This is a genomic window from Microcoleus sp. S1D4, assembly GCF_036700765.1.
Lineage (GTDB): Bacteria > Cyanobacteriota > Cyanobacteriia > Cyanobacteriales > Microcoleaceae > Microcoleus.
In genome coordinates, this window is sequence record NZ_JAUBPP010000002.1 from 291,035 (window position 1) to 309,365 (window position 18,331).

General features: G+C 46.3%; 17 protein-coding genes. 13 read left to right on the forward strand and 4 right to left on the reverse strand.

The features are described 5' to 3' along the window. The first annotated feature begins 78 nt into the window (after nucleotides 1-78). Both QT998_RS03540 and QT998_RS03545 read left to right on the forward strand, forming a co-directional pair. Nucleotides 79-969: an ABC transporter permease gene (locus QT998_RS03540; RefSeq protein ID WP_333114137.1), complete on the forward strand. Its 891-nt coding sequence runs from the start codon at nucleotides 79-81 to the stop codon at nucleotides 967-969. Between the two features lie 216 nt (nucleotides 970-1,185). Beyond that, the gene (locus tag QT998_RS03545; RefSeq protein ID WP_333091889.1) at nucleotides 1,186-1,575 is read left to right on the forward strand and encodes a hypothetical protein; all 390 of its coding nucleotides are present in this window, start codon (nucleotides 1,186-1,188) and stop codon (nucleotides 1,573-1,575) included. A 351-nt stretch (nucleotides 1,576-1,926) separates the two neighbouring features. Here the strand turns inward: QT998_RS03545 and QT998_RS03550 are convergent, their stop codons facing one another. Beyond that, on the reverse strand, nucleotides 1,927-2,676 hold the full coding sequence (locus tag QT998_RS03550) for a class I SAM-dependent methyltransferase (RefSeq protein WP_333114140.1): 750 nt from the start codon (nucleotides 2,674-2,676) through the stop codon (nucleotides 1,927-1,929). A 304-nt stretch (nucleotides 2,677-2,980) separates the two neighbouring features. On the opposite strand from QT998_RS03550, the gene QT998_RS27390 reads away from it, so the two are divergent. From QT998_RS27390 to QT998_RS03585, 6 genes are all read left to right on the forward strand, one after another. Then, the gene (locus QT998_RS27390; RefSeq protein ID WP_442921563.1) at nucleotides 2,981-4,447 is read left to right on the forward strand and encodes an adenylate/guanylate cyclase domain-containing protein; all 1,467 of its coding nucleotides are present in this window, start codon (nucleotides 2,981-2,983) and stop codon (nucleotides 4,445-4,447) included. Nucleotides 4,448-4,731: 284 nt separating this feature from the next. Then, entirely contained in the window at nucleotides 4,732-6,144 is a 1,413-nt protein-coding gene (locus tag QT998_RS03565) for an adenylate/guanylate cyclase domain-containing protein (protein WP_333114142.1), read from the forward strand. Between the two features lie 192 nt (nucleotides 6,145-6,336). Next, nucleotides 6,337-7,641, forward strand: a complete 1,305-nt coding sequence (gene bioA / locus QT998_RS03570) for an adenosylmethionine--8-amino-7-oxononanoate transaminase (protein ID WP_333114283.1) — start codon at nucleotides 6,337-6,339, stop codon at nucleotides 7,639-7,641. Between the two features lie 17 nt (nucleotides 7,642-7,658). Further along, a complete protein-coding gene (gene bioB / locus QT998_RS03575) occupies nucleotides 7,659-8,702 on the forward strand; it encodes a biotin synthase BioB (RefSeq protein ID WP_333114144.1) in 1,044 nt (347 codons plus the stop codon). 135 nt (nucleotides 8,703-8,837) lie between these two features. Continuing rightward, on the forward strand, nucleotides 8,838-9,455 hold the full coding sequence (locus tag QT998_RS03580; RefSeq protein ID WP_333114146.1) for a class I SAM-dependent methyltransferase: 618 nt from the start codon (nucleotides 8,838-8,840) through the stop codon (nucleotides 9,453-9,455). Nucleotides 9,456-9,608: 153 nt separating this feature from the next. Beyond that, entirely contained in the window at nucleotides 9,609-10,286 is a 678-nt protein-coding gene (locus tag QT998_RS03585) for an SDR family oxidoreductase (protein WP_333114148.1), read from the forward strand. A gap of 113 nt (nucleotides 10,287-10,399) precedes the next feature. On the opposite strand, the gene QT998_RS03590 is transcribed toward QT998_RS03585, so the two are convergent. Beyond that, a complete protein-coding gene (locus QT998_RS03590; RefSeq protein WP_333114150.1) occupies nucleotides 10,400-10,903 on the reverse strand; it encodes a hypothetical protein in 504 nt (167 codons plus the stop codon). A 447-nt stretch (nucleotides 10,904-11,350) separates the two neighbouring features. Here QT998_RS03590 and petN point away from each other — a divergent pair, with 447 nt between their 5' ends. Together petN and QT998_RS03600 are read left to right on the forward strand one after the other, a co-directional pair. Next, the gene (gene petN / locus QT998_RS03595) at nucleotides 11,351-11,440 is read left to right on the forward strand and encodes a cytochrome b6-f complex subunit PetN (protein WP_071883976.1); all 90 of its coding nucleotides are present in this window, start codon (nucleotides 11,351-11,353) and stop codon (nucleotides 11,438-11,440) included. A gap of 152 nt (nucleotides 11,441-11,592) precedes the next feature. Beyond that, nucleotides 11,593-11,781: a CsbD family protein gene (locus QT998_RS03600; RefSeq protein WP_194066876.1), complete on the forward strand. Its 189-nt coding sequence runs from the start codon at nucleotides 11,593-11,595 to the stop codon at nucleotides 11,779-11,781. A gap of 559 nt (nucleotides 11,782-12,340) precedes the next feature. On the opposite strand, the gene QT998_RS03605 is transcribed toward QT998_RS03600, so the two are convergent. After that, nucleotides 12,341-14,284, reverse strand: coding sequence for a calcium-binding protein (locus QT998_RS03605; RefSeq protein ID WP_333114153.1), 1,944 nt, complete (start codon nucleotides 14,282-14,284; stop codon nucleotides 12,341-12,343). A 626-nt stretch (nucleotides 14,285-14,910) separates the two neighbouring features. Next, nucleotides 14,911-15,135: a cob(I)yrinic acid a,c-diamide adenosyltransferase gene (locus tag QT998_RS03610; protein WP_333114286.1), complete on the reverse strand. Its 225-nt coding sequence runs from the start codon at nucleotides 15,133-15,135 to the stop codon at nucleotides 14,911-14,913. A 415-nt stretch (nucleotides 15,136-15,550) separates the two neighbouring features. On the opposite strand from QT998_RS03610, the gene fraC reads away from it, so the two are divergent. The 3 genes from fraC (at nucleotide 15,551) to QT998_RS03625 (ending at nucleotide 18,200) form a co-directional block, all read left to right on the forward strand. Continuing rightward, nucleotides 15,551-16,072: a filament integrity protein FraC gene (gene fraC, locus QT998_RS03615; RefSeq protein ID WP_333091868.1), complete on the forward strand. Its 522-nt coding sequence runs from the start codon at nucleotides 15,551-15,553 to the stop codon at nucleotides 16,070-16,072. Nucleotides 16,073-16,077: 5 nt separating this feature from the next. Then, nucleotides 16,078-17,076: a DUF5357 family protein gene (locus QT998_RS03620; RefSeq protein WP_333091866.1), complete on the forward strand. Its 999-nt coding sequence runs from the start codon at nucleotides 16,078-16,080 to the stop codon at nucleotides 17,074-17,076. A gap of 350 nt (nucleotides 17,077-17,426) precedes the next feature. Next, the gene (locus QT998_RS03625) at nucleotides 17,427-18,200 is read left to right on the forward strand and encodes an ABC transporter permease (RefSeq protein WP_333091864.1); all 774 of its coding nucleotides are present in this window, start codon (nucleotides 17,427-17,429) and stop codon (nucleotides 18,198-18,200) included. The last annotated feature ends 131 nt before the right edge of the window (nucleotides 18,201-18,331 follow it).

The window sequence follows — 18,331 nt, forward strand, 5'->3', positions numbered from 1 at the left end:
CCCGATCGCCCCCCCAACCACACCAATACCTCCAGACTTGCTACCCTAAAGATAGTTAGATTTAATCAACAAGCAATTATGAGCGGTACTGTTACATCCCCCAACAACCTCAACCAGCAGCGGCCACTCGCCACCCCATCCGCTGACACTTCGAGTTCCCTGCTGGGCGACTTCATCCAAGAAACCCTCGCCTTAACCAAACGCCTGTTTATTCAATTGCAGCGCCGCCCCTCGACGCTAGTTGCAGGTATTATTCAGCCACTGATGTGGTTGGTTTTATTCGGAGCTCTGTTTAAAAATGCACCCGCCGGCTTGTTCGGCGAAAGCCAGAATTACGGACAATTTCTCGGCGCAGGCGTGATTGTTTTTACTGCATTTGCAGGGGCGCTGAATGCCGGTTTACCGATCATGTTCGATCGCGAATTCGGATTTCTCAACCGCCTGTTAGTCGCGCCCCTAGCTTCCAGATTCTCGATCGTCCTAGCTTCGGCTATTTTCATCGTCACCCTCAGCTTTATCCAAACAGGCGCAATCGTTACGGCGGGAGCATTTTTGGGTTCGGGATTCCCCGGAATGGCCGGACTCGGGGCGATCGCCCTAATAGTCCTGCTGTTAGTTTTGGGAGTCACCGGCATCAGTCTCGGTTTAGCCTTCGCCCTCCCCGGCCACGTAGAATTAATCGCAGTTATTTTTGTTACCAACCTGCCCCTATTATTTGCCAGCACCGCCCTCGCGCCGCTGTCGTTTATGCCACAGTGGCTGCAAGTTGTCGTCACTCTCAATCCTCTGAGTTACGCGATCGAACCCATCCGCTATTTGTACCTGCACAGCGATTGGTCGCTAGCTAGCGTCGTCATGCACGCTCCTTGGGGTAATGTTACCTTTGGAGGAGCGCTGTTAGTCTTGCTAGCCTTTGATGTCGTAGCGCTGCTGAGCATTCAACCCCTGCTGCGCCGTCGGTTTACTTAGGGCGCACGGCGGTTGAAACCGCGTCTACAAAAACCAAGTCCGCCTCCGCGGACTGAAAAAAATAACGTAATTTCAACTGCCTGGTCTTCTTCAACCCGCGCACCATCCGGGTTTTGTCTGTGTAGACGCGGTTTCAACCGCCGTCTTCGTTTATTAGCTGTCAGTCAGAATATTGTTGAGATACAATTGTTTTTTTGAAAGTTGAACTAATAAATTATGAACACCAAAACTTCTAAATCCGCCAAAGCGATGATTCAAATTGCCGCCAGCGCGATCGCCACCTGTGCTATTTTATCGCCTCAAGCAACCTTCGCTCAAGCCAGCAATTTAAATAATAATAACGCCCAACCACTGCAAGACTTTCAAACTCAAGACAACACCGACCCTTTTTCCGGCCGCAGCAGTGGCAGCGGAATATTTGATTTAATTCACAGATCCCGATTGGGAGGCGGCCGCAGCATGGAAGAATTCAATACCGAACAGCGCCAAAATTTGAACGATGCCGCCACAGAATTTCGGAACAAACAGCGCCAACTACTGGAAAAACCAACAGCACCTACACCAGGGGCGATCGCACCTACAGAAATTACCGCCCCCGCCCCTTAAATTGATTTCTTAGTCCGCGTAGGCGGACTTCGTTTATGTAGCAACAGTTTAAACCGCCAAAATTAGTCTTAATTTCTTAGTCCCCCTCTGCTCGGACTTCGTTTATGTAGCAGCGGTTTAAACCGCCAAAATTAGTCGTTATAGCAACAGTTTAAACCGCCAAAATTAGTCTTAATTTCTTAGTCCCCCTCTGCTCGGACTTCGTTTATGTAGCAGCGGTTTAAACCGCCAAAATTAATCTTAATTTCTTAGTCCCCCTCTGCTCGGACTTCGTTTATGTAGCAGCGGTTTAAACCGCCAAAATTAGTCGTTATAGCAGCAGTTTAAACCGCCAAAATTAGTCATTCTAGCTTAATTAACAAATCCCCCAAACACCGCCATACCGTAATACTTCCAAGGAACCGCCACAGTCTCAAATCCCGCGTTTGCCAGCATTTCCAATTGTGCCGCCAGTGTAGCTAGGCGATCGGGATTAGAATACCCGTAAGAAACACTCGTCCCCACCTTTGCCCGAATTTGTGCTAAAGTTTCCCCCTGATTTAGCACCCAATCTTCTCGCGCCACTCCATAAATATCCTTCATTGCTGACGATTCTGCCACCACAGGATCGGCATTCCAAAAACAACCGCCAGCAGTTAAACTTTCGCCAATCCGTTGAAACAATTTCAGCTTCATCTCATCCTCAAGATGGTGAATTGCCAGAGATGAAATGCCAGCATTAAACTTATCGCCCAAACCTGAAAAATTTGGATTGTTCGCCCATTCTCCAAAATCCAATTCTATCCCAGTCCACCGGGCTGCATATCCTGCCGACTCTATTTTGGCGCGGGCAAAATCCAGCATTCGCGGCGAATAATCCACAGCAACAATTTCCGCAGACGGGTAGCGTTGGAGAACTTTTAAACTCAGTTCCCCCGTACCGCAGCCGAGTTCTAAAATCCGCTGGTTTGTGTTAGCAATGCAGGCTACTAATACATCCAGCATTTCGTCATATTTCGGTAAAAGCCGCCGAATGCCCGTATCAAAATCCGCAGTATTGACGAAAACTTCTCCCGGAAAAATTTCCTTGTTAGTAGGTGAGACAGTAGAGTCAGAATTCACGATCGCCAACCATAGACTACAATTGCTATCCTAACCGAGATAGAACAAAAAATGCGTGAACTAGGGACACGGTACTGCCTTGTGCTTACTCGATCATCTATACTTCACTCAACAGAAAACCACTATCAAGTTATGCGTATTCTTACGGATAAGCGAAACACTCGCGGTAAACAATAATTAACCATCCTTTGCACTCAGAGAGTCTGGCTTTACCCCTGACGCCAGCAAAACACTCTGAACAAGCAGTGTTATCTTAGTAGTGCATAAAATCAAATCAAGATTCAACCTCACACTTGAGGATACCATGCGCCAGTTAATCTCTCGCAGTTTGGCTGCCATCAGCCAATTAATTTACAAGCGAATTCTCCTTGCGGTGACAATTTTATTTTGTGTAGGTGTAGGAGTAGCGATGGCAGATATGTCTCGCCTTTCTTCCAACCTCATCGAATCGCAAGCCCTCCAAAATGCCACCCTCTACGCCCAAGCTATTAAAGAAGCCCGTACTCTTTACAGTTCCGATGTTGTTAATCCTCTAAAAACCGCTAAAGCGATTAACTTTACCTACGATAACAACCCGACCAAAGTAACAGTTCCAGTCCCAGCCACCTTCTTAATAGAACTGGGCAACCATATCACCAACAAAAATCCCGAAGTCTCAGTTCGCCTCTACAGCGACTACCCGTTTCCCTGGCGAAAAGAAGGCGGAGTTAGAGACGAGTTTGAACGTCAAGCTATTACCTATTTAACCCAAAATTCCAATAAACAATTTTTTAGAACAGAGGAATTTCGCGGCAAACCAGCATTTCGATATGCCGAAGCCGATATTCTCACTCCTAGCTGCATCAACTGTCACAACACTAGCCCAAATAGTCCTAAAACTGACTGGAAAATTGGAGATGTCCGAGGGATATTAGAAATTACTCAACCTCTGGAAACCCTAACTCAAAAAACTCACAACGGACTAAAAAATCTGTTTTTACTATTAGCAGGACTTTCAGTTTTAGGCATCGCAGGATTAACTTTATCAATCAGCAGGTTGCGCCAAAATGCTAAAAAATTAGAACAGCGTGTCAGGGAACGCACGGCACAATTGCAAGAAACTAATGTAGAATTGTTGAAAGAACAAGAAAAGAGCGATCGCCTGCTGCTCAATATTTTACCCGAATCCATTGCTGCTAGGTTAAAAGACGGTCAAAGCAGTATTGCGGACGGCTTCGCAGAAGTCACGATTTTGTTTGCGGATATCGTGGGCTTTACCGTGCTATCAGCACAAATATCTCCCGAAGAATTGCTCGTTTTTCTTAACGAAATTTTTTCAGCCTTCGATGGGCTGACAGAAAAGTACGGATTGGAAAAAATCAAAACAATTGGAGATGCTTACATGGTAGTCGGAGGCTTGCCAAATCCCAGCACCAACCACGCCGAAAAAATTGCAGAAATGGCCTTAGATATGCAGGAGGAACTAGCAAAATTTAATGTCAAACATCATGCAGGAATTAACATTCGCATCGGCATCAATACCGGGCCTGCCATTGCGGGAGTTATTGGCACCAAAAAATTTATTTACGACCTCTGGGGCGATGCCGTCAATACAGCAGCCCGCATGGAATCCCACGGAATTCCTGGCGCGATTCAAGTCACACAATCAACTTACAATATCTTGCAAAATAAGTACCTGTTTGAAGACAGAGGAATTATCCACGTCAAAGGCAAAGGCGATATGAATACTTATCTGCTTGCAGGCAGGTTAGTCAGCGCAGTTTTGGTTTAATTTGTTTATTATATTATTCAGGGGCTAGCCAATACGCTTGGGATCAGAAGACCGGGCGGTTGAAACCGCTTCTACACAAGCAAAACCTGGATGGTGCGCGGGTTGAAGAGCGGGCGATTAAAATTACGTTATCTTCTTTCTTCAGTCCGCGGAGGCGGACTTCGTTTGACAAGAAGCGGTTTCAACCGCCGTCTTATCTTCGTCGAAAAACCCAAAATTTATGGCGATAAACCGGGTTTGTTTTCCTATATCCTAAATTAGCCATTGGCAGAATACTAAATTTTATGTTAGCGCGCATTTTATCATTTTTGGATTTTTTCAAATCTCGTTTGTCCAGACAAATAGCTTTGTGGATATTTGCTAGCATTCTTGTCATAGAGGGAATTATTTTAGTCCCCTCTTATTTTCGGCGCGAAAATGAACTTTTAACTCAACTGGAACAGCTATCTCGGACAACTGTTGATTCCCTCGAATTTGTGCTAGCACAAGATGTTTCCGATCGCACTTTATTTCAAGAAGAAGTAAAAAATATTACTAAGGATTCTCAAGTAGTCTTAGGACTATCTATTTATCAAGCTAACGGTGAATTAATATATACACTTGGCGAACAGCCTCAAATCAGTTTAAATGAACTGAAAATGGCTCGTATAGTTCACAAGCACAATTTCGATCGCAATCGCTACGATGTGGCTTGGACTGAGCGACATTTGGGAGGAGATTACATCTTAATTGTTCGTCACGATGCGTCCACCGTTCAACCTGAACTTTACGCATTTATCGGGCGAATTGCTATTTTAGTAATCATTATATCAGCTTTTGTTACTTCTGTAACTATGTTTTTTTTAGGGTTGACAGTAATTGCACCAATCTTGAGATTGCGCGATGACTTGCTCGCTGCTGGAGACGCTTTGAGCAAAGATCGAGAAAAACCTGATTTCTACTCTCTGTCTGTCAAGCGCGATGACGAATTGGGAGAAGTCATGGTCGCTTTTAATCAAATGTTTCACCGAGTCTACCAGGAAATTGCACAGCGGAAACAAGCTGAGGAAATATTGCGCGCCGAACAAGAAAAGTCGGAACGTTTATTACTAAATATCTTACCCGAAATGATTGCCGATCGCCTAAAACAAGGCCAGATAAATATTGCAGACGGATTTGCCGAGGTGACGGTACTATTTGCCGATATTGTAGGCTTTACCGAAATATCCTCCCGCACGTCTCCTGAAGAATTAGTCAAATTGCTTAACAAAATATTTTCAGCTTTCGATTGTTTGAGCGAAAAATACGGCTTAGAAAAAATTAAGACCATCGGCGACAATTATATGGTAGCAGGCGGTTTGCCACTGCCCTGTACAAATCACGCCGAATCTATTGCGGAAATGGCCCTAGAAATGCAGCAAGAAATTATGAAATTCCGCGACGAATGCGACAAACCTCTTAATATCCGCATTGGCATTAATACTGGGCCTGTTGTAGCAGGTGTCATCGGCACTAAAAAGTTTATTTACGATTTGTGGGGAGATGCTGTGAATACGGCAAGCCGCATGGAATCTCAGGGGGTTCCCGGTAAAATTCAAGTTAGCAGTTCAACTTATAAGTTGCTGTGCGATAAGTATTTGTTGGAAAAGCGCGGTAAAATTAATGTTAAAGGTAAAGGGGCAATGACGACTTATTTGCTTAAGGGCAGAAAATTGTAACTGTCGCCCGCAGGCGGTATGGCTGGAAAGGTTGCAGCCCAGCTATTTCCAACAAACTAATTTTTTTTAACGAACCGCGAAGACGCAAAGGACGCTAAGGAAGAGAAGAAGAAGGAAGACAGAATAAAAATTTTATAAGTGAGTGAAAGTTGCTATATTACAAGGGGAGTTGATGTTAGTTAGATGGTAAAGATGACGGCTAATCAGGAGCATATTTCTTCGAGTTCACCGATTTGGCAGCCCTTCACGCAAATGAAAACTGCTCCTGCGCCGCTGAAGGTGGTTCGCGGTAAAGGAGCGCTGCTGGAATTAGCAGACGGGCGGCAAATTCTCGACTGTATTTCTAGTTGGTGGGTGACGATTCACGGACACAGCCATCCGGTTCTGGCTGAGGCTCTTTACAAACAAGCTCAAACTTTAGAACACGTAATTTTTGCGGGTTTTACTCACGAACCGGCACAGAAAATTGCTGATAAATTGATAAGTCACACGCCTGATTCTTTGACGCGAATCTTTTTTTCGGATAACGGTTCGACTGCTGTTGAAGTTGCTCTGAAAATGGCTTTTCAATATTGGCTAAATGTCGGAGAAACTAACCGCACTAGCTTTATTAGTTTTGAGGGAGGTTATCACGGCGATACTGTGGGCGCGATGTCTGCTGGCAGAAGTTCGCTGTGGTGGGAACCTTTTGCGCCTTTAATGTTTCCTGGGGATGTTGTGCCTTTTCCGGCGACTTTTGACGGGGATGCGGAGGTGGAAAGCAAGGAGGCGGAGAGTTTGGAGAAATTGGAGTTTTTGTTGCAGCAGGGTGGCTATGCGGGCATTTTTATTGAGCCTTTGGTGCAAGGTGCTGGGGGAATGCGAATGTGCCGCCCTGAGTTTTTGCGGGCGATCGCACAAATGGCCCGTCAGTATAATGTATTGTTGATTTACGATGAAGTGATGACTGGTTTTGGCCGCACGGGCGAACTGTTTGCCTCGGTTAAATCTGGAACTGCACCGGATATCATGTGTTTGTCTAAGGGATTGTCTGGCGGTTGCTTGCCACTTTCTGTCACAATGGCATCGGAGGATATTTATCAAGCTTTCTGGCGAGATGAATCGGACAAAGCTTTTTATCACGGTCATTCTTACACTGGAAATCCTTTAGCTTGTGCGGTGGGTGTAGCATCTTTGGAGCTTTTGGAGCAAAACCCAAATGTGTACCAAGGGATGGAAAAACTCCACCGCAAATACCTGAATCAATGGCTGATCAATCATCCTAAACTAGAACGGATTCGGACTTGCGGCACCATTGCAGCAATGGATGTCAAAACCGAAAGCAGTTCCGGTTATTTTAATGACATCGCTCCTATGTTGAAAGCCAAATTTCTCGAAGCGGGCTTTTTGCTCCGCCCCTTGGGAAATACGCTTTACTTGATGCCTCCTTACTGCATTTCTCCTGATGAATTAGAATCGATTTATCGGGTGATTCGTCAGGTTCTGGATACTTTGTAAACTCTTTAATTTTAGTGATGAATTTACCCAATTGGAACGATTTGGCTGACGACGCGCTGGCGGGCAAATGTATCTCTCGCGAGCAATCTTTAGCCGTATTGCGTGCACCGGATGAGGTTTTGCTGGAACAACTAAACGCAGCTTATCGGGTGCGCCGCCATTACTGGGGAAACCGCGTCAGATTGCACTATTTGCTAAACGCTCAAAGCGGCCTTTGTCCTGAAGATTGCCATTATTGTTCTCAGTCCAAAATCTCGACTGCGGAAATAGAAAAATATCCGCTTTTAGCTAAGGAAAAAATTCTGGAGGCGGCCGGGCGCGCGGCAGATTTAAAAGCTGGTACGTTTTGTTTGGTAATTTCTGGCCGCCAACCCAACGCATCTACTTTCGATCGCGTTTTGGATGCTGTCGAGACTGTGAAGGCAAATTATAACCTAAAAATTTGCGCTTGTTTGGGATTGTTGAGCGAGGAACAAACTCACCGTTTGGCTAAAGCTGGAGTCGATCGCGTAAATCACAATCTCAATACTTCCGAATCGTACCACACGGACATCTGCACCACTCACACTTTTGGCGATCGCCTGGAAACCGTCGAAAACGTAAAAGCAGCGGGAATCACCACTTGTTCCGGCGGAATTTTGGGGATGGGCGAATCGGATGATGATGCGATAGACTTAGCGCTTTCCCTGCGAAAATTGGGCGTTACTAGCGTGCCGGTCAACTTTTTCATTCCGATTCCCGGTACGCCCTTTGCAGGTTTAAACACATTAAATCCCCGCCAATGTTTGCGAATTCTCTGTATGTTCCGATTTTTGCTTCCCAGCCAAGAAATTCGGATTGCTGGGGGACGAGAGGTGCATTTGCGATCCTTGCAACCCCTCGGACTTTACGCGGCTAATTCTATCTTTGTGGGCGATTATCTGACTACTCCCGGACAAGCTGCACATCAAGATTGGGATATGATTCGAGATGCGGGATTTGCGATCGAATCTCCCGAAGATTCTCTCTTAGAAGTTGATTCAGCAGTTACCAAATCCGAACAAAAAACCCTGGTTGTTTAACTATTATAGCAGTTTTCAATCGGATGAAATACAGTAGGAAATGGCAGATTAAATAGAATAGGACACGGCAGTGCCGTGTCCCTACGGTTGAGATTCTTCAATCTCAAATCTAAAATCCTACAAGAGGGAGAAATTGTGGACAAACGCGAAGAAATTACGATCGCAGAATACCAAGCAACCGCCGAATCTTTCCTGCAAGGAACATGGCATCACGACGTATCTCAAAATCGATCCGCACTGACCGCTGTCATGCCCCGCAATCCGGGTAAAATTCTAGATATAGGATGCGGCCCAGGACGAGATTTAGTAGCGTTTAAAAGCCAAGGACACACAGTTGTAGGCTTAGATGCAACCCCGGCTTTTGTAGAAACAGCAAAAAAGTTATCCGGCTGCGAAGTTTGGCAGCAATCTTTTCTGAATCTCGACTTACCAAAGGCAGAATTTGACGGTATTTTCGCCAATGCTTCCCTGATTCACGTTCCCAGCGACGAGATGGTGAAAGTGTTGCAAAATTTGCACAAAGCCTTAGTTGTTAACGGTGCAATTGTCATGTCAATGTGCCGGGGAAATTGGGAAGGCTACGACGAGCGACCGACGGGAAAACGCTATACTGCAGGATGGGAATACGAAACTTTAGCACCTTGTTTAGAACAAGCAGGATTTGCAATATTCAACCACTACTACCGCCCCCCCGGCTTACCGCGCGAAGCTCAATCTTGGGTAGTAATCGTGGGCAAAAAAAATCTAATATAAATCAGCAATTGCCAATCTTTCCCCTCTCTTCCTCTGCGCCCTCTGCGCCCTCTGCGGTTAAAAAAAAACGAATTCAAAAATGCACAGAGAATTGCTGTATAATACTCCCCAGTCAAATACACCAATTTCTGCACAAATTAAAACCAAACTTATATGACAGAAAATTTCCACGTTTTTTTAGCAGGTGCTAGCCGAGGTGTTGGCTTAGAAATCGCAAAATGTCTCGTAGCACAAAAGATGCAAGTAACTGCACTTTTGCGATCGCCCAACCACCGCACCGAATTAGAAACAATGGGCATCAAAGTCGTGAGTGGCGACGCTTTGGACGCTGCGGCTGTAGAAGCTGCGATGGCTGGAGGCGAACCAATTCATGCCGTAATCAGCACCGTTGGCGGCTTGCCAAAGGATGGGGAAAGAGCCGATTATTTGGGCAACAAAAACTTGATTGATGCGGCCGTTAAAGCAGGCGTACAAAAATTTATTTTAGTTTCATCCATCGGAAGCGGTAACACTGCCTCTGCTTTGCCACCGCAAGCTTTAGAAACTTTGCGCCCGGTGTTAATTGAAAAGGAAAAAGCAGAAAATCATTTGATAGCAAGCGGGATGATTTATACTGTGATTCGTCCGGGCGGATTGAAATCGGAACCTGCGACGGGGAACGGTGTTTTAACGGAAGATTGTCGGGTGGCGGGAACGATTCACCGGGCGGATGTAGCGGATTTAGTTTGTCAGTGTTTAGTTTCTGATGCTGCTAACAATAAGGTTTTGTCGGCGGTAGACAAGCAAATGGTTTACGGCAATTTAGAATATGAGGTATTAGGTTTGAAATAAAAAGGCTATTAGTTCGTAGTGCGGACTTTAGTCCCCAAATTGGAGCGGATTAAAGTCCGCACGCGCGATCGATCGAACTGTTTTTGCGATCGCTCAACCGGATATTATATTGTCTACGATCGCCCGAATGGTTGAATCAACGATCGCCCGTTAGCGAAGCCCTGGAAGAGGATCGCCCAATCCAACACCAAACGCGCGATCGCAAACAATAGTACGCTTTCCACCGCACCAACCGCAAACGGCAATAACTCCAGCAAACCCGGTATTTTCCCCGCCTCAAAAGAAAGTCCCGCATCCAACTGTCCAAAAGCCCGCACCAGCCCAAAAGCCAACACCACGCCAGATTTAAGGTGCGGGTTAGTATCGCGCCGGATAGCGTAGCGGTAGGTAACGCCGAATAAGAAACCGCCCAAAAGCACCATCACTCCTCTGAAGGCAAAATTTAGGTCAACGGCTATTACCTGCAAGCTCGTCAGAGAATCCCACCAGCGGGCTAGGATTAAGCTGTTAACCAGGGCGATCGCCCCAAAACCAAAAAAACAAGACAAAGCAGCAACAGTCCCTGCTTTCAAAGATTCTACCCGTTCAGCGAAACTAAAATTTGACGAGTCCTTCACAACACCCTCATTTCAAAAATGGCTCAAATTGACTTATCATCAGAAAATTGGGTAGAAACCCCGTCCTTTTAGGACGGCTTTATATTACAATATAATTGGTCAATGACCCACTCGCGACTATGTGAACATAAACCCTAATTAATAAGTTTGCGACAACCGCAACGGGAAAGAAAAATAGGTAGACCGGGAAAAGAGGATAGGGCAATGGTAAACATCCCTAGAATCAAAAGTACGAAGAATTCCGTTTGGTATTCGACACGTAAAAACCGCAGGGCTTGCGGGGTTAGTCTGTGGAGCGAACATAAGACCAAATCTCTTTGAGGGTGGAGGCAGTTGCATTCGAAGCAGAAATTCAAATCGTGAGGTTTGGGAATCCCCGTACCGACCGGGCGGGGTGGATGTCAAAAGGGTTGAAGTCACTTTGTACAGTTAGTTCAATAAATAGCTATGGATATTTTGTCACTCGGTTGGGTTTCGGTGCTAGTTCTGTTCTCCTTCTCAATTTCAATGGTAATTTGGGGCCGCAACGGTTTCTAGATTCCAAATGCAGACGGCGGTTGGAACCGCGTCTGCACCTAGAAATGCTCGCCTTTTCCACCCCAGGCATTAACCGCAAATCTATCTCAAGACAGATACAGACTCAACTTTAAAATTCTATATTGGTAATTGTAGAGTTTATATAAAAAATCATGAACATTGAAAACAGAGTGGAAGCTACAGCTAAGAATATTGAAGGCAAAATCCAAGAAGCTGTAAGCGAAGTTACAGGGGATCAAAAAGATAAATTAGAGGGTCAAGCCAAGCAGGATCAAGCCTCAGCCATGCACCTGAAAGAAGACCTCAAAGATAAAGCAAAAGAGATTGTAGATAAGGCTTAGTCACAGTATTTGCTAAATTTTTCCTGCCTACTCAATCCAGCAAACATATTGTTTGCTGGCTTTTTTTTGCTCGCCCAAACTTGTAGGATGGTTGAAGGGGAATTAGTGTCAATAAACAGGTCAAACCATTCATAAATCTCGCTTTTGGCTGAGGCCAGATCCCCCTAAATCCCCCTTAAGAAGGGGGACTTTGAGGAGAATCCTGTCCCCGCGACTGTGATGGGGGTCACGAGAGACGCAAGATGCTCTTCCGCGACTATGTGGGGGTGACGGAGACGCAAAATGCTCTTGTCCCCCCCGACCTAAGGGGCGTTAGGGGGGATCTGGCCTAATAGTCAAACAGTAGACCGCTACTACATAAGACGTGTTTGTTGACACAAATGTCAGGGAAACACCTCGCTACACCAAGAAACTAACACACCCGCCGAGTCCCTCAAAATCGCTGCCAATAAAAAAGCTAGGGATTGATATCCCTAGCTCGAAACATAGCACAATTAGTTTTTAGAGTTGGCGCGGGCGATAGCTTTTTCCAAACCCACCTTACCCGCTGCCACCTAAATTAAATTAGCTGAATATCAGTCACCGTCAAGCCCGGTTTGCCGTTGAGGTTTGCCAGTGTAACGGCTGGCAGCGCTCCTGAACCGTCAGGGTCGTACAGCAAGCGACCTGTGTTGTCGTTTACGTTCAGTCGATTTTCATAGATCAGGAGTGGTGATTGCCCATTTAGCCCGCCCTGACCGTTGTATTCCCCTTCGTCAATCACTAAGAACTGTTGGGAACCAGGTCGGCTCGGTCCATTCACTGTACCCAAGCCGAAGGCATTGCTATCCAAGACTATTTTGTCTACGCCGGCAGTAAAATCACCGATCTGGTCTGCGTTAGTACCGCTGAAGCCCTCGGTGCCGTTTTGGTAGTAGAAGCTGTCACTGCCGAAGCCGCCAATCAGCGTGTCTGCACCGGGCCCGCCGCCGAGAGAGTCGTTGCCGTCTCCTCCGATCAAATAGTCGTCTCCAAAGCCGCCCAACAGCGTGTCGTTTCCACCACCAGCATTTAAGGTATCGTTCCCGTCAATTCCTGCGGTAACAAGATTGGTGGGGCCGCCGAACAGTATGTCGTCGCCAGCACCGGTAGTAATCGAATCATTGCCGTTGCCGCCGGTGATGAAGTTGCTGCCTAAGTTATCGGTAATCACGTTTGTGGTTGTGATACCGCTAAAGTTGACACCGACAGCGTAGGAGATGGTGTCGTTACCGCCAAATGAGCCAATTAATCGATCGCCCGTGCCACCAAAAATGATGTTGTCATTTCCTTCACCGCCGTTCATGAAGTTGGTGACACCGGAGGTGCTGTTGCCAATTAAGAAATCATTGCCCAGGCCGCCATCGAGACTAATCCGCCCAGTATTACGGGCAGAAGAGGCATCGATCGTATCGTCGCCATCTCCACCGAAGGCTTGAGCAAAGAAGCCACTCAAGGTGTCATTGCCACCGCCACCGATCATTGTGTCAGTCGAAAAAGCTGCCACGATGGTATCGTTGCCCTCGCCGCCGTCGAGCAAGTTCCGACCCGCAAAGCCTGGAAATGAACTCTGCGCGCCTACGCTCGAAAGCACAGTCACCGTCGCAGACGTAATGAAGTCGTCGCCTGCACCTCCCAGCGCGGTATCCTGCGTAGCAAAAACCTTGATCGTGTCGTTGCCGTCGCCGCCGTCATAGAAGTTTCTGCCGGTGCCAAAGTCGCCGATCGCGCCGTAGAGGGAATCGTTGCCCCCACCGCCGATCAAGGTGGTTTTCTCAATGCCGATCGTGATGACGTTGGAAGCAAACGGGCTTGTTTGGGTAGTGTTGGTAATAACTAAAGTATCGTTGTCAAGATCGCCCGACAAGTAGCTGCTGCTGGCGACACCTGTCAGGGTGTCGTTACCTTTACCGCCGAAGAGACTGTCTCTCTGATTGATACCTACAACCAAGTCGTCGCCCAAATCGCCCCGCAAGTAGTTGCTGCCTTCGTTGCCAGCGAAGCCAATAGCCAAGCCACCGGGTAAAGAAAGGTTGTTGCCGCCCCCTGCGATGAAGAAGCCGATCGCGTCATTGCCCTTGCCGCCGTAGAGCGAGTCTCTTCTCTGCGCTCCTCCCAAGATCGTATCCGCGTCCTCATTACCAAATATGAGGTTAGCTTCGACAGTACCTTGCAGGAAGTCTTCTCCCGCACCGCCGTACACGGTAGCGCGGGCTTCAGCAACTATGGTGTCTGAGCCTCCGTCGCCAAACAGCAAGGCGGGAGTGCGCTGGGATCTGATGGAATCTTCGTCTTCGCCGCCGTATATGGTATCGTTCGGGCCGACGGAAACCAAGGTATCGTTATCGCCTTGACCAAATATTAAACTGCCGCCGAGGGTGGAAGTTCTTACGAAATCCGCTCCGGCTCCGGCGAATATTGTATCGGGCCCTAGTCCGGGAAGGTTTAAATCTAATTGATTAGGATCGTCACTTAAAGTTGTCATACAGCTTCACTCCTCATACTTGTTGGTCATCGCTTTCGCGACTACAGACACTGCCTAGAACACCGAATGTTTGGATGCCGCTGTAGTTTAACCTGTTTGCCAGCCGCAAGTCTAGCCTACTGGCGTTAACCGTGTCTAGACTTTCTCCCTCCCCGACTTTTTGCTTGTAAGCTTTTATTTTCAATGTCTTCACCCTTGAATAATCCTTGTGGGCTGTCTCTGATGCTCACGCTCAAGAAGACGCACCTCATTTTATTAATGTTCCATTCTGGATTTGCGGTCGGGGATCGCCTCCAGGGAAGGAAATTCAAGATTAAGATAGGTCGATCGCTGCGATCGCCAGACAATGAAAAGTCAGGGATTGGTTACTTAGTAACAAGGCTTTGTGGCAATTTCCGGTTTTTCAGGCAGGGCCGTTTTTAAATCAATACGGTTTCATTAAGATCGCTCCTTAGCTTGTTCCCTAGCTTCCGTTCAAAATGGGGTGACAAGAGTTTTCTCTTGCTTCCCCTTTTTTTTGGGGAGTAGGGGTCGAGTAGGGCTCTCTTTGGAAACAAACCCTGTTAACTCAAGCGTATTGGCTTTTAAATAACTGGCGCGGAGTTCAATCCGAGCCACTTTGGGGTTTAAAAGTCTACACCCCGTTTGAATTCTACGCCCCGATCGCCGTAGTGTTTGTGACAGTATACCTCGGAGTGTACGCTGGCCAAGTCATGGTCAGCGTGGGGTTTGTGACAGCGCCCGGTGATAATGATTTCAGTATCGCGGGGCTTCTGCAGTAGGGCTTGGACGATCGGCTCTACCGACAGCAGTTCTAAGTCTACTGTGGGATTGAGTTCGTCGAGAACGATAGTTTTATACTAGCCGCTGGCGATCGCCATTGTAGCAATTTCCCAGCCGCGTTCTGCTTCTATGCAGTCTAGCTCTTGCTGTTGTCCCCGCCAAACTATAGCATCTGCGCCGCACCGCTGGCGATCTACTAACGGCAGCTAACTTGGCCGTACCGCTGGCGATCGCCGCATCTTCTGTTATTTGAGTCTTTCTCGGGGTGGGTACTGGGGTGGGTACTTCGATCGCGCGCCTTGAATGTTGAATGTTTCCATTGTGCAGGCGGATCTCAAAAGATTATAGGATAAGTGCTAAACCACCTGATGTTCAAAAGGGCGATCGATCGAAGGATCTTGAGGGCTAAGACCAGCAGCTCTTGATGATTCCGCTGGTGCTGTACAATTAAAATCTCACCCGGGATGATATACCTGAAAGCTTATGATTGCAAATGTTTTCCCATTTCGGATTGTTTTGGTGCAAGTTTTAATTATATTTTTGGCGATCGCGATCGAATCGTGGTTTCTGCAAAAACTACTGAAACTCGGCCCCAAAACCAGCGTTGAATATACAGCCATCCTCAATCTCGCTTGCACTTGCGTAGGTTGGTTAGTTTTCTTCGGCATAGAAAGCATTCTTCCCAAAGATTTGCGGGAAGAGCTAATCGGTTATATGTTATTAGGCGGAAATCCGAGTCTTTACCCTACCCTAACTATGATTGCCGTATTATTATTGGCGATCACTTTTTTAGCGAAATGGCAGAGTTTACAAATTATAGAAAACTGGGTTTCAGGTAATAAAAAAGCTTCCAAGCCTCAGTTTTTAGGGCCCCCGACTCTCACCCGCCGTCCTCTCAAAAAAACTTTTCAAGTAACTACCCAGTTTGGAGCAGTTTTAATTGCCCATACTGTTAGTAATATCGTTATTTTAACAGTGTTGTTTGTGGAAAGCGTCAATAATTGAAATATATGATGAAGCAATTTTTGGATGTCACTCAGCAACTCACTAAGGTGACGAACAACCTGTGGGAAGCCAATAAAAAAGTTCAAAAGGCGATAATTCCGCCTAGAGTTGTCCACTGGAAAACTCCTTTACTGCTCAGCATCTTTTTAGGTTTGCTGGCAGTGGCAGCAATCACTGACTGGCAGACAAGAACTCTGATGTTTGATATGAGCTGGTTATTTTTTATACTTTCAATGGGTTTGCTGACCAGCCAAGCACCTTTTGTGATTAAAGGAGTAAGCCTGAGTCCGTGGGTGACAAGCATCTTAATTGGATTGTGGTTGCTGATCAGATTGCCGTCGGACAAGAAGGAAATAGCCTGGATATCCGGGCCGATTATAGCAGTAGTAGTTCTTGCAATAATCAGGGTTTGGAAGAGCGATTCAAAACGGGAAAGTATCAGAGAGTTGATGCGCCCTCAGTTTTTGATGATTGCTCTAATTCATGTGACATTTTCCTGTTGGTTTACATTTCATTTTTTAGTTCAAAGTTGGATACAACAGTATCCGAGCATTTTATCGCAGGATTTGAGAAAAAGCGATTATGTGGTGACATTTCAACAGCCAACTATTAATCGTTCCCGAGGAGTTGTCATCCTCAATGCAATGGAGCGATACGTAAAAAATGAAGCCCGCACCAAACCGTGGCCGCAGGTTGAACAAATGTTAATAGATATTGACAATGAGCGATTTTTTCTCAAAAATAAAGCATTAGGAACAATTGGGACAGTCCCAGAAGATGGTAGCTGGGATGTCAAAACTTCGATCGTTCAAGGACAGTCGCGCTATCAGTTAGAGATGCAAGCAACCTGGATGGGGCTGGTTTTTCGACCGGAAATATATTCGTTTACCAAGTCTTGCGAGGTGTTCGATACAGCCAATCGGGCGACTGTAACCTGCGACGCTATCAAACGCTCAAAACCCGGACTCAAAAAAGATGGAACTGCCGGAGACGCTCAAGTTTGAGCCAGTCTCTGGCGGTTGGGAGATGGGGAGATTGACCCGCAAGCCGAAGCCAAGCTTCGGGAGCATCTGGTGTTTTGCGTTTAATTATAGTGCGAGCTTAAGAACTCGCACTATAATAAAAAAGATGCTTTTTACAAAAATGAGATGCTCCCAAGCCTTCTTCCTTCTTCCTGATGACGTTGGACGGAAAGCAGTTGCCAGTTGTCAGTTGTCAGTTGTCAGTTGTCAGTTGTCAGTTGTCAGTTGTTACCAATAACAAAGAACAAATAACTAATAACAAATGACTAATGACTAATGACTTCTTCCTTCAACTAAAATATGACGAAAGTTTCCAGCGGGTTTATAACTAGATGAATTTGAGAAGAATATTGACAGTCGCAATTAATGTATTTTGGGAAGTAATTCGCGATCGCATCCTTTACATAATTATTATTTTTGCTCTCTTGATGGGAGCAGCGGTACGCTTGATACCCGAATTGGCCGCGACAACCGAGAAAAAAATTATCTTAGATATCGGTTTGGCTGGTATGAGCATTCTCGGTCTAATTGCCACAGTGTTTGTGGCTACCGAACTGGTCAACAAAGAAATTGAAAAGCGGACTGTTTACCTATTAGTTGCTAAGCCGATAAGTCGGGCTGAGTTAATTGTAGGCAAGCACTTAGGGCTGTCGGCGGTGCTATTTGCGCTTGTAGCGGCCATGACTGTTGTCTATCTGGTTATTTTGAGTTTTAGCCGGATTCCTTACCCTTTGGAAAGCATTTTAATTGCTTCGCTGTTTATTTGGTTTGAGCTGTGTCTCATGGCTGGTGTCGGGATTTTATTTGGGGTGTTTAGCAGTTCGCTGCTGGCAGCTTTACTGACATTTGGCGTTTATTTGATGGGACATTCGACGCGGGATTTGGTGGCTGTAGGTAAGTTAACTAAAAATCCTGGCATTGAACAATTGATGATGGGACTTTATCTGGTTTTGCCGGATTTAGCCAGATTCAATTTAAAAAATGATGCTGTTTACGGACAAGTTCCTTACTTGGCGGGTTTGATTACAGATGCTGGCTACGGTTTGCTGTATGTGGTGGTGCTGCTGTCAGTTGCGATCGCCATATTTTCCCGCCGGGAATTTTAAAACGTGCATTGGGCACCGCCGGGAATGGTTTGCAGCGAGGAGTAAAGTTCTGACTGCAAACCTATTTTGCGCTCGAATTAGCGCGCTAAGATATAGAGAAGGTTGTCGATCGGCAATTTCCACTAAAACTC

Coding starts and splice junctions, on each gene's coding strand:
- fraC (WP_333091868.1), top strand. CDS start 15,551: ATGATTGCAAATGTTTTCCCATTTCGGATTGTTTTGGTGCAAGTTTTA.
- bioA (WP_333114283.1), top strand. CDS start 6,337: ATGACGGCTAATCAGGAGCATATTTCTTCGAGTTCACCGATTTGGCAG.
- QT998_RS03600 (WP_194066876.1), top strand. CDS start 11,593: ATGAACATTGAAAACAGAGTGGAAGCTACAGCTAAGAATATTGAAGGC.
- QT998_RS27390 (WP_442921563.1), top strand. CDS start 2,981: ATGCGCCAGTTAATCTCTCGCAGTTTGGCTGCCATCAGCCAATTAATT.
- QT998_RS03545 (WP_333091889.1), top strand. CDS start 1,186: ATGAACACCAAAACTTCTAAATCCGCCAAAGCGATGATTCAAATTGCC.
- QT998_RS03625 (WP_333091864.1), top strand. CDS start 17,427: ATGAATTTGAGAAGAATATTGACAGTCGCAATTAATGTATTTTGGGAA.
- QT998_RS03620 (WP_333091866.1), top strand. CDS start 16,078: ATGATGAAGCAATTTTTGGATGTCACTCAGCAACTCACTAAGGTGACG.
- QT998_RS03540 (WP_333114137.1), top strand. CDS start 79: ATGAGCGGTACTGTTACATCCCCCAACAACCTCAACCAGCAGCGGCCA.
- petN (WP_071883976.1), top strand. CDS start 11,351: ATGGATATTTTGTCACTCGGTTGGGTTTCGGTGCTAGTTCTGTTCTCC.
- bioB (WP_333114144.1), top strand. CDS start 7,659: ATGAATTTACCCAATTGGAACGATTTGGCTGACGACGCGCTGGCGGGC.
- QT998_RS03565 (WP_333114142.1), top strand. CDS start 4,732: ATGTTAGCGCGCATTTTATCATTTTTGGATTTTTTCAAATCTCGTTTG.
- QT998_RS03585 (WP_333114148.1), top strand. CDS start 9,609: ATGACAGAAAATTTCCACGTTTTTTTAGCAGGTGCTAGCCGAGGTGTT.
- QT998_RS03605 (WP_333114153.1), bottom strand. CDS start 14,284: ATGACAACTTTAAGTGACGATCCTAATCAATTAGATTTAAACCTTCCC.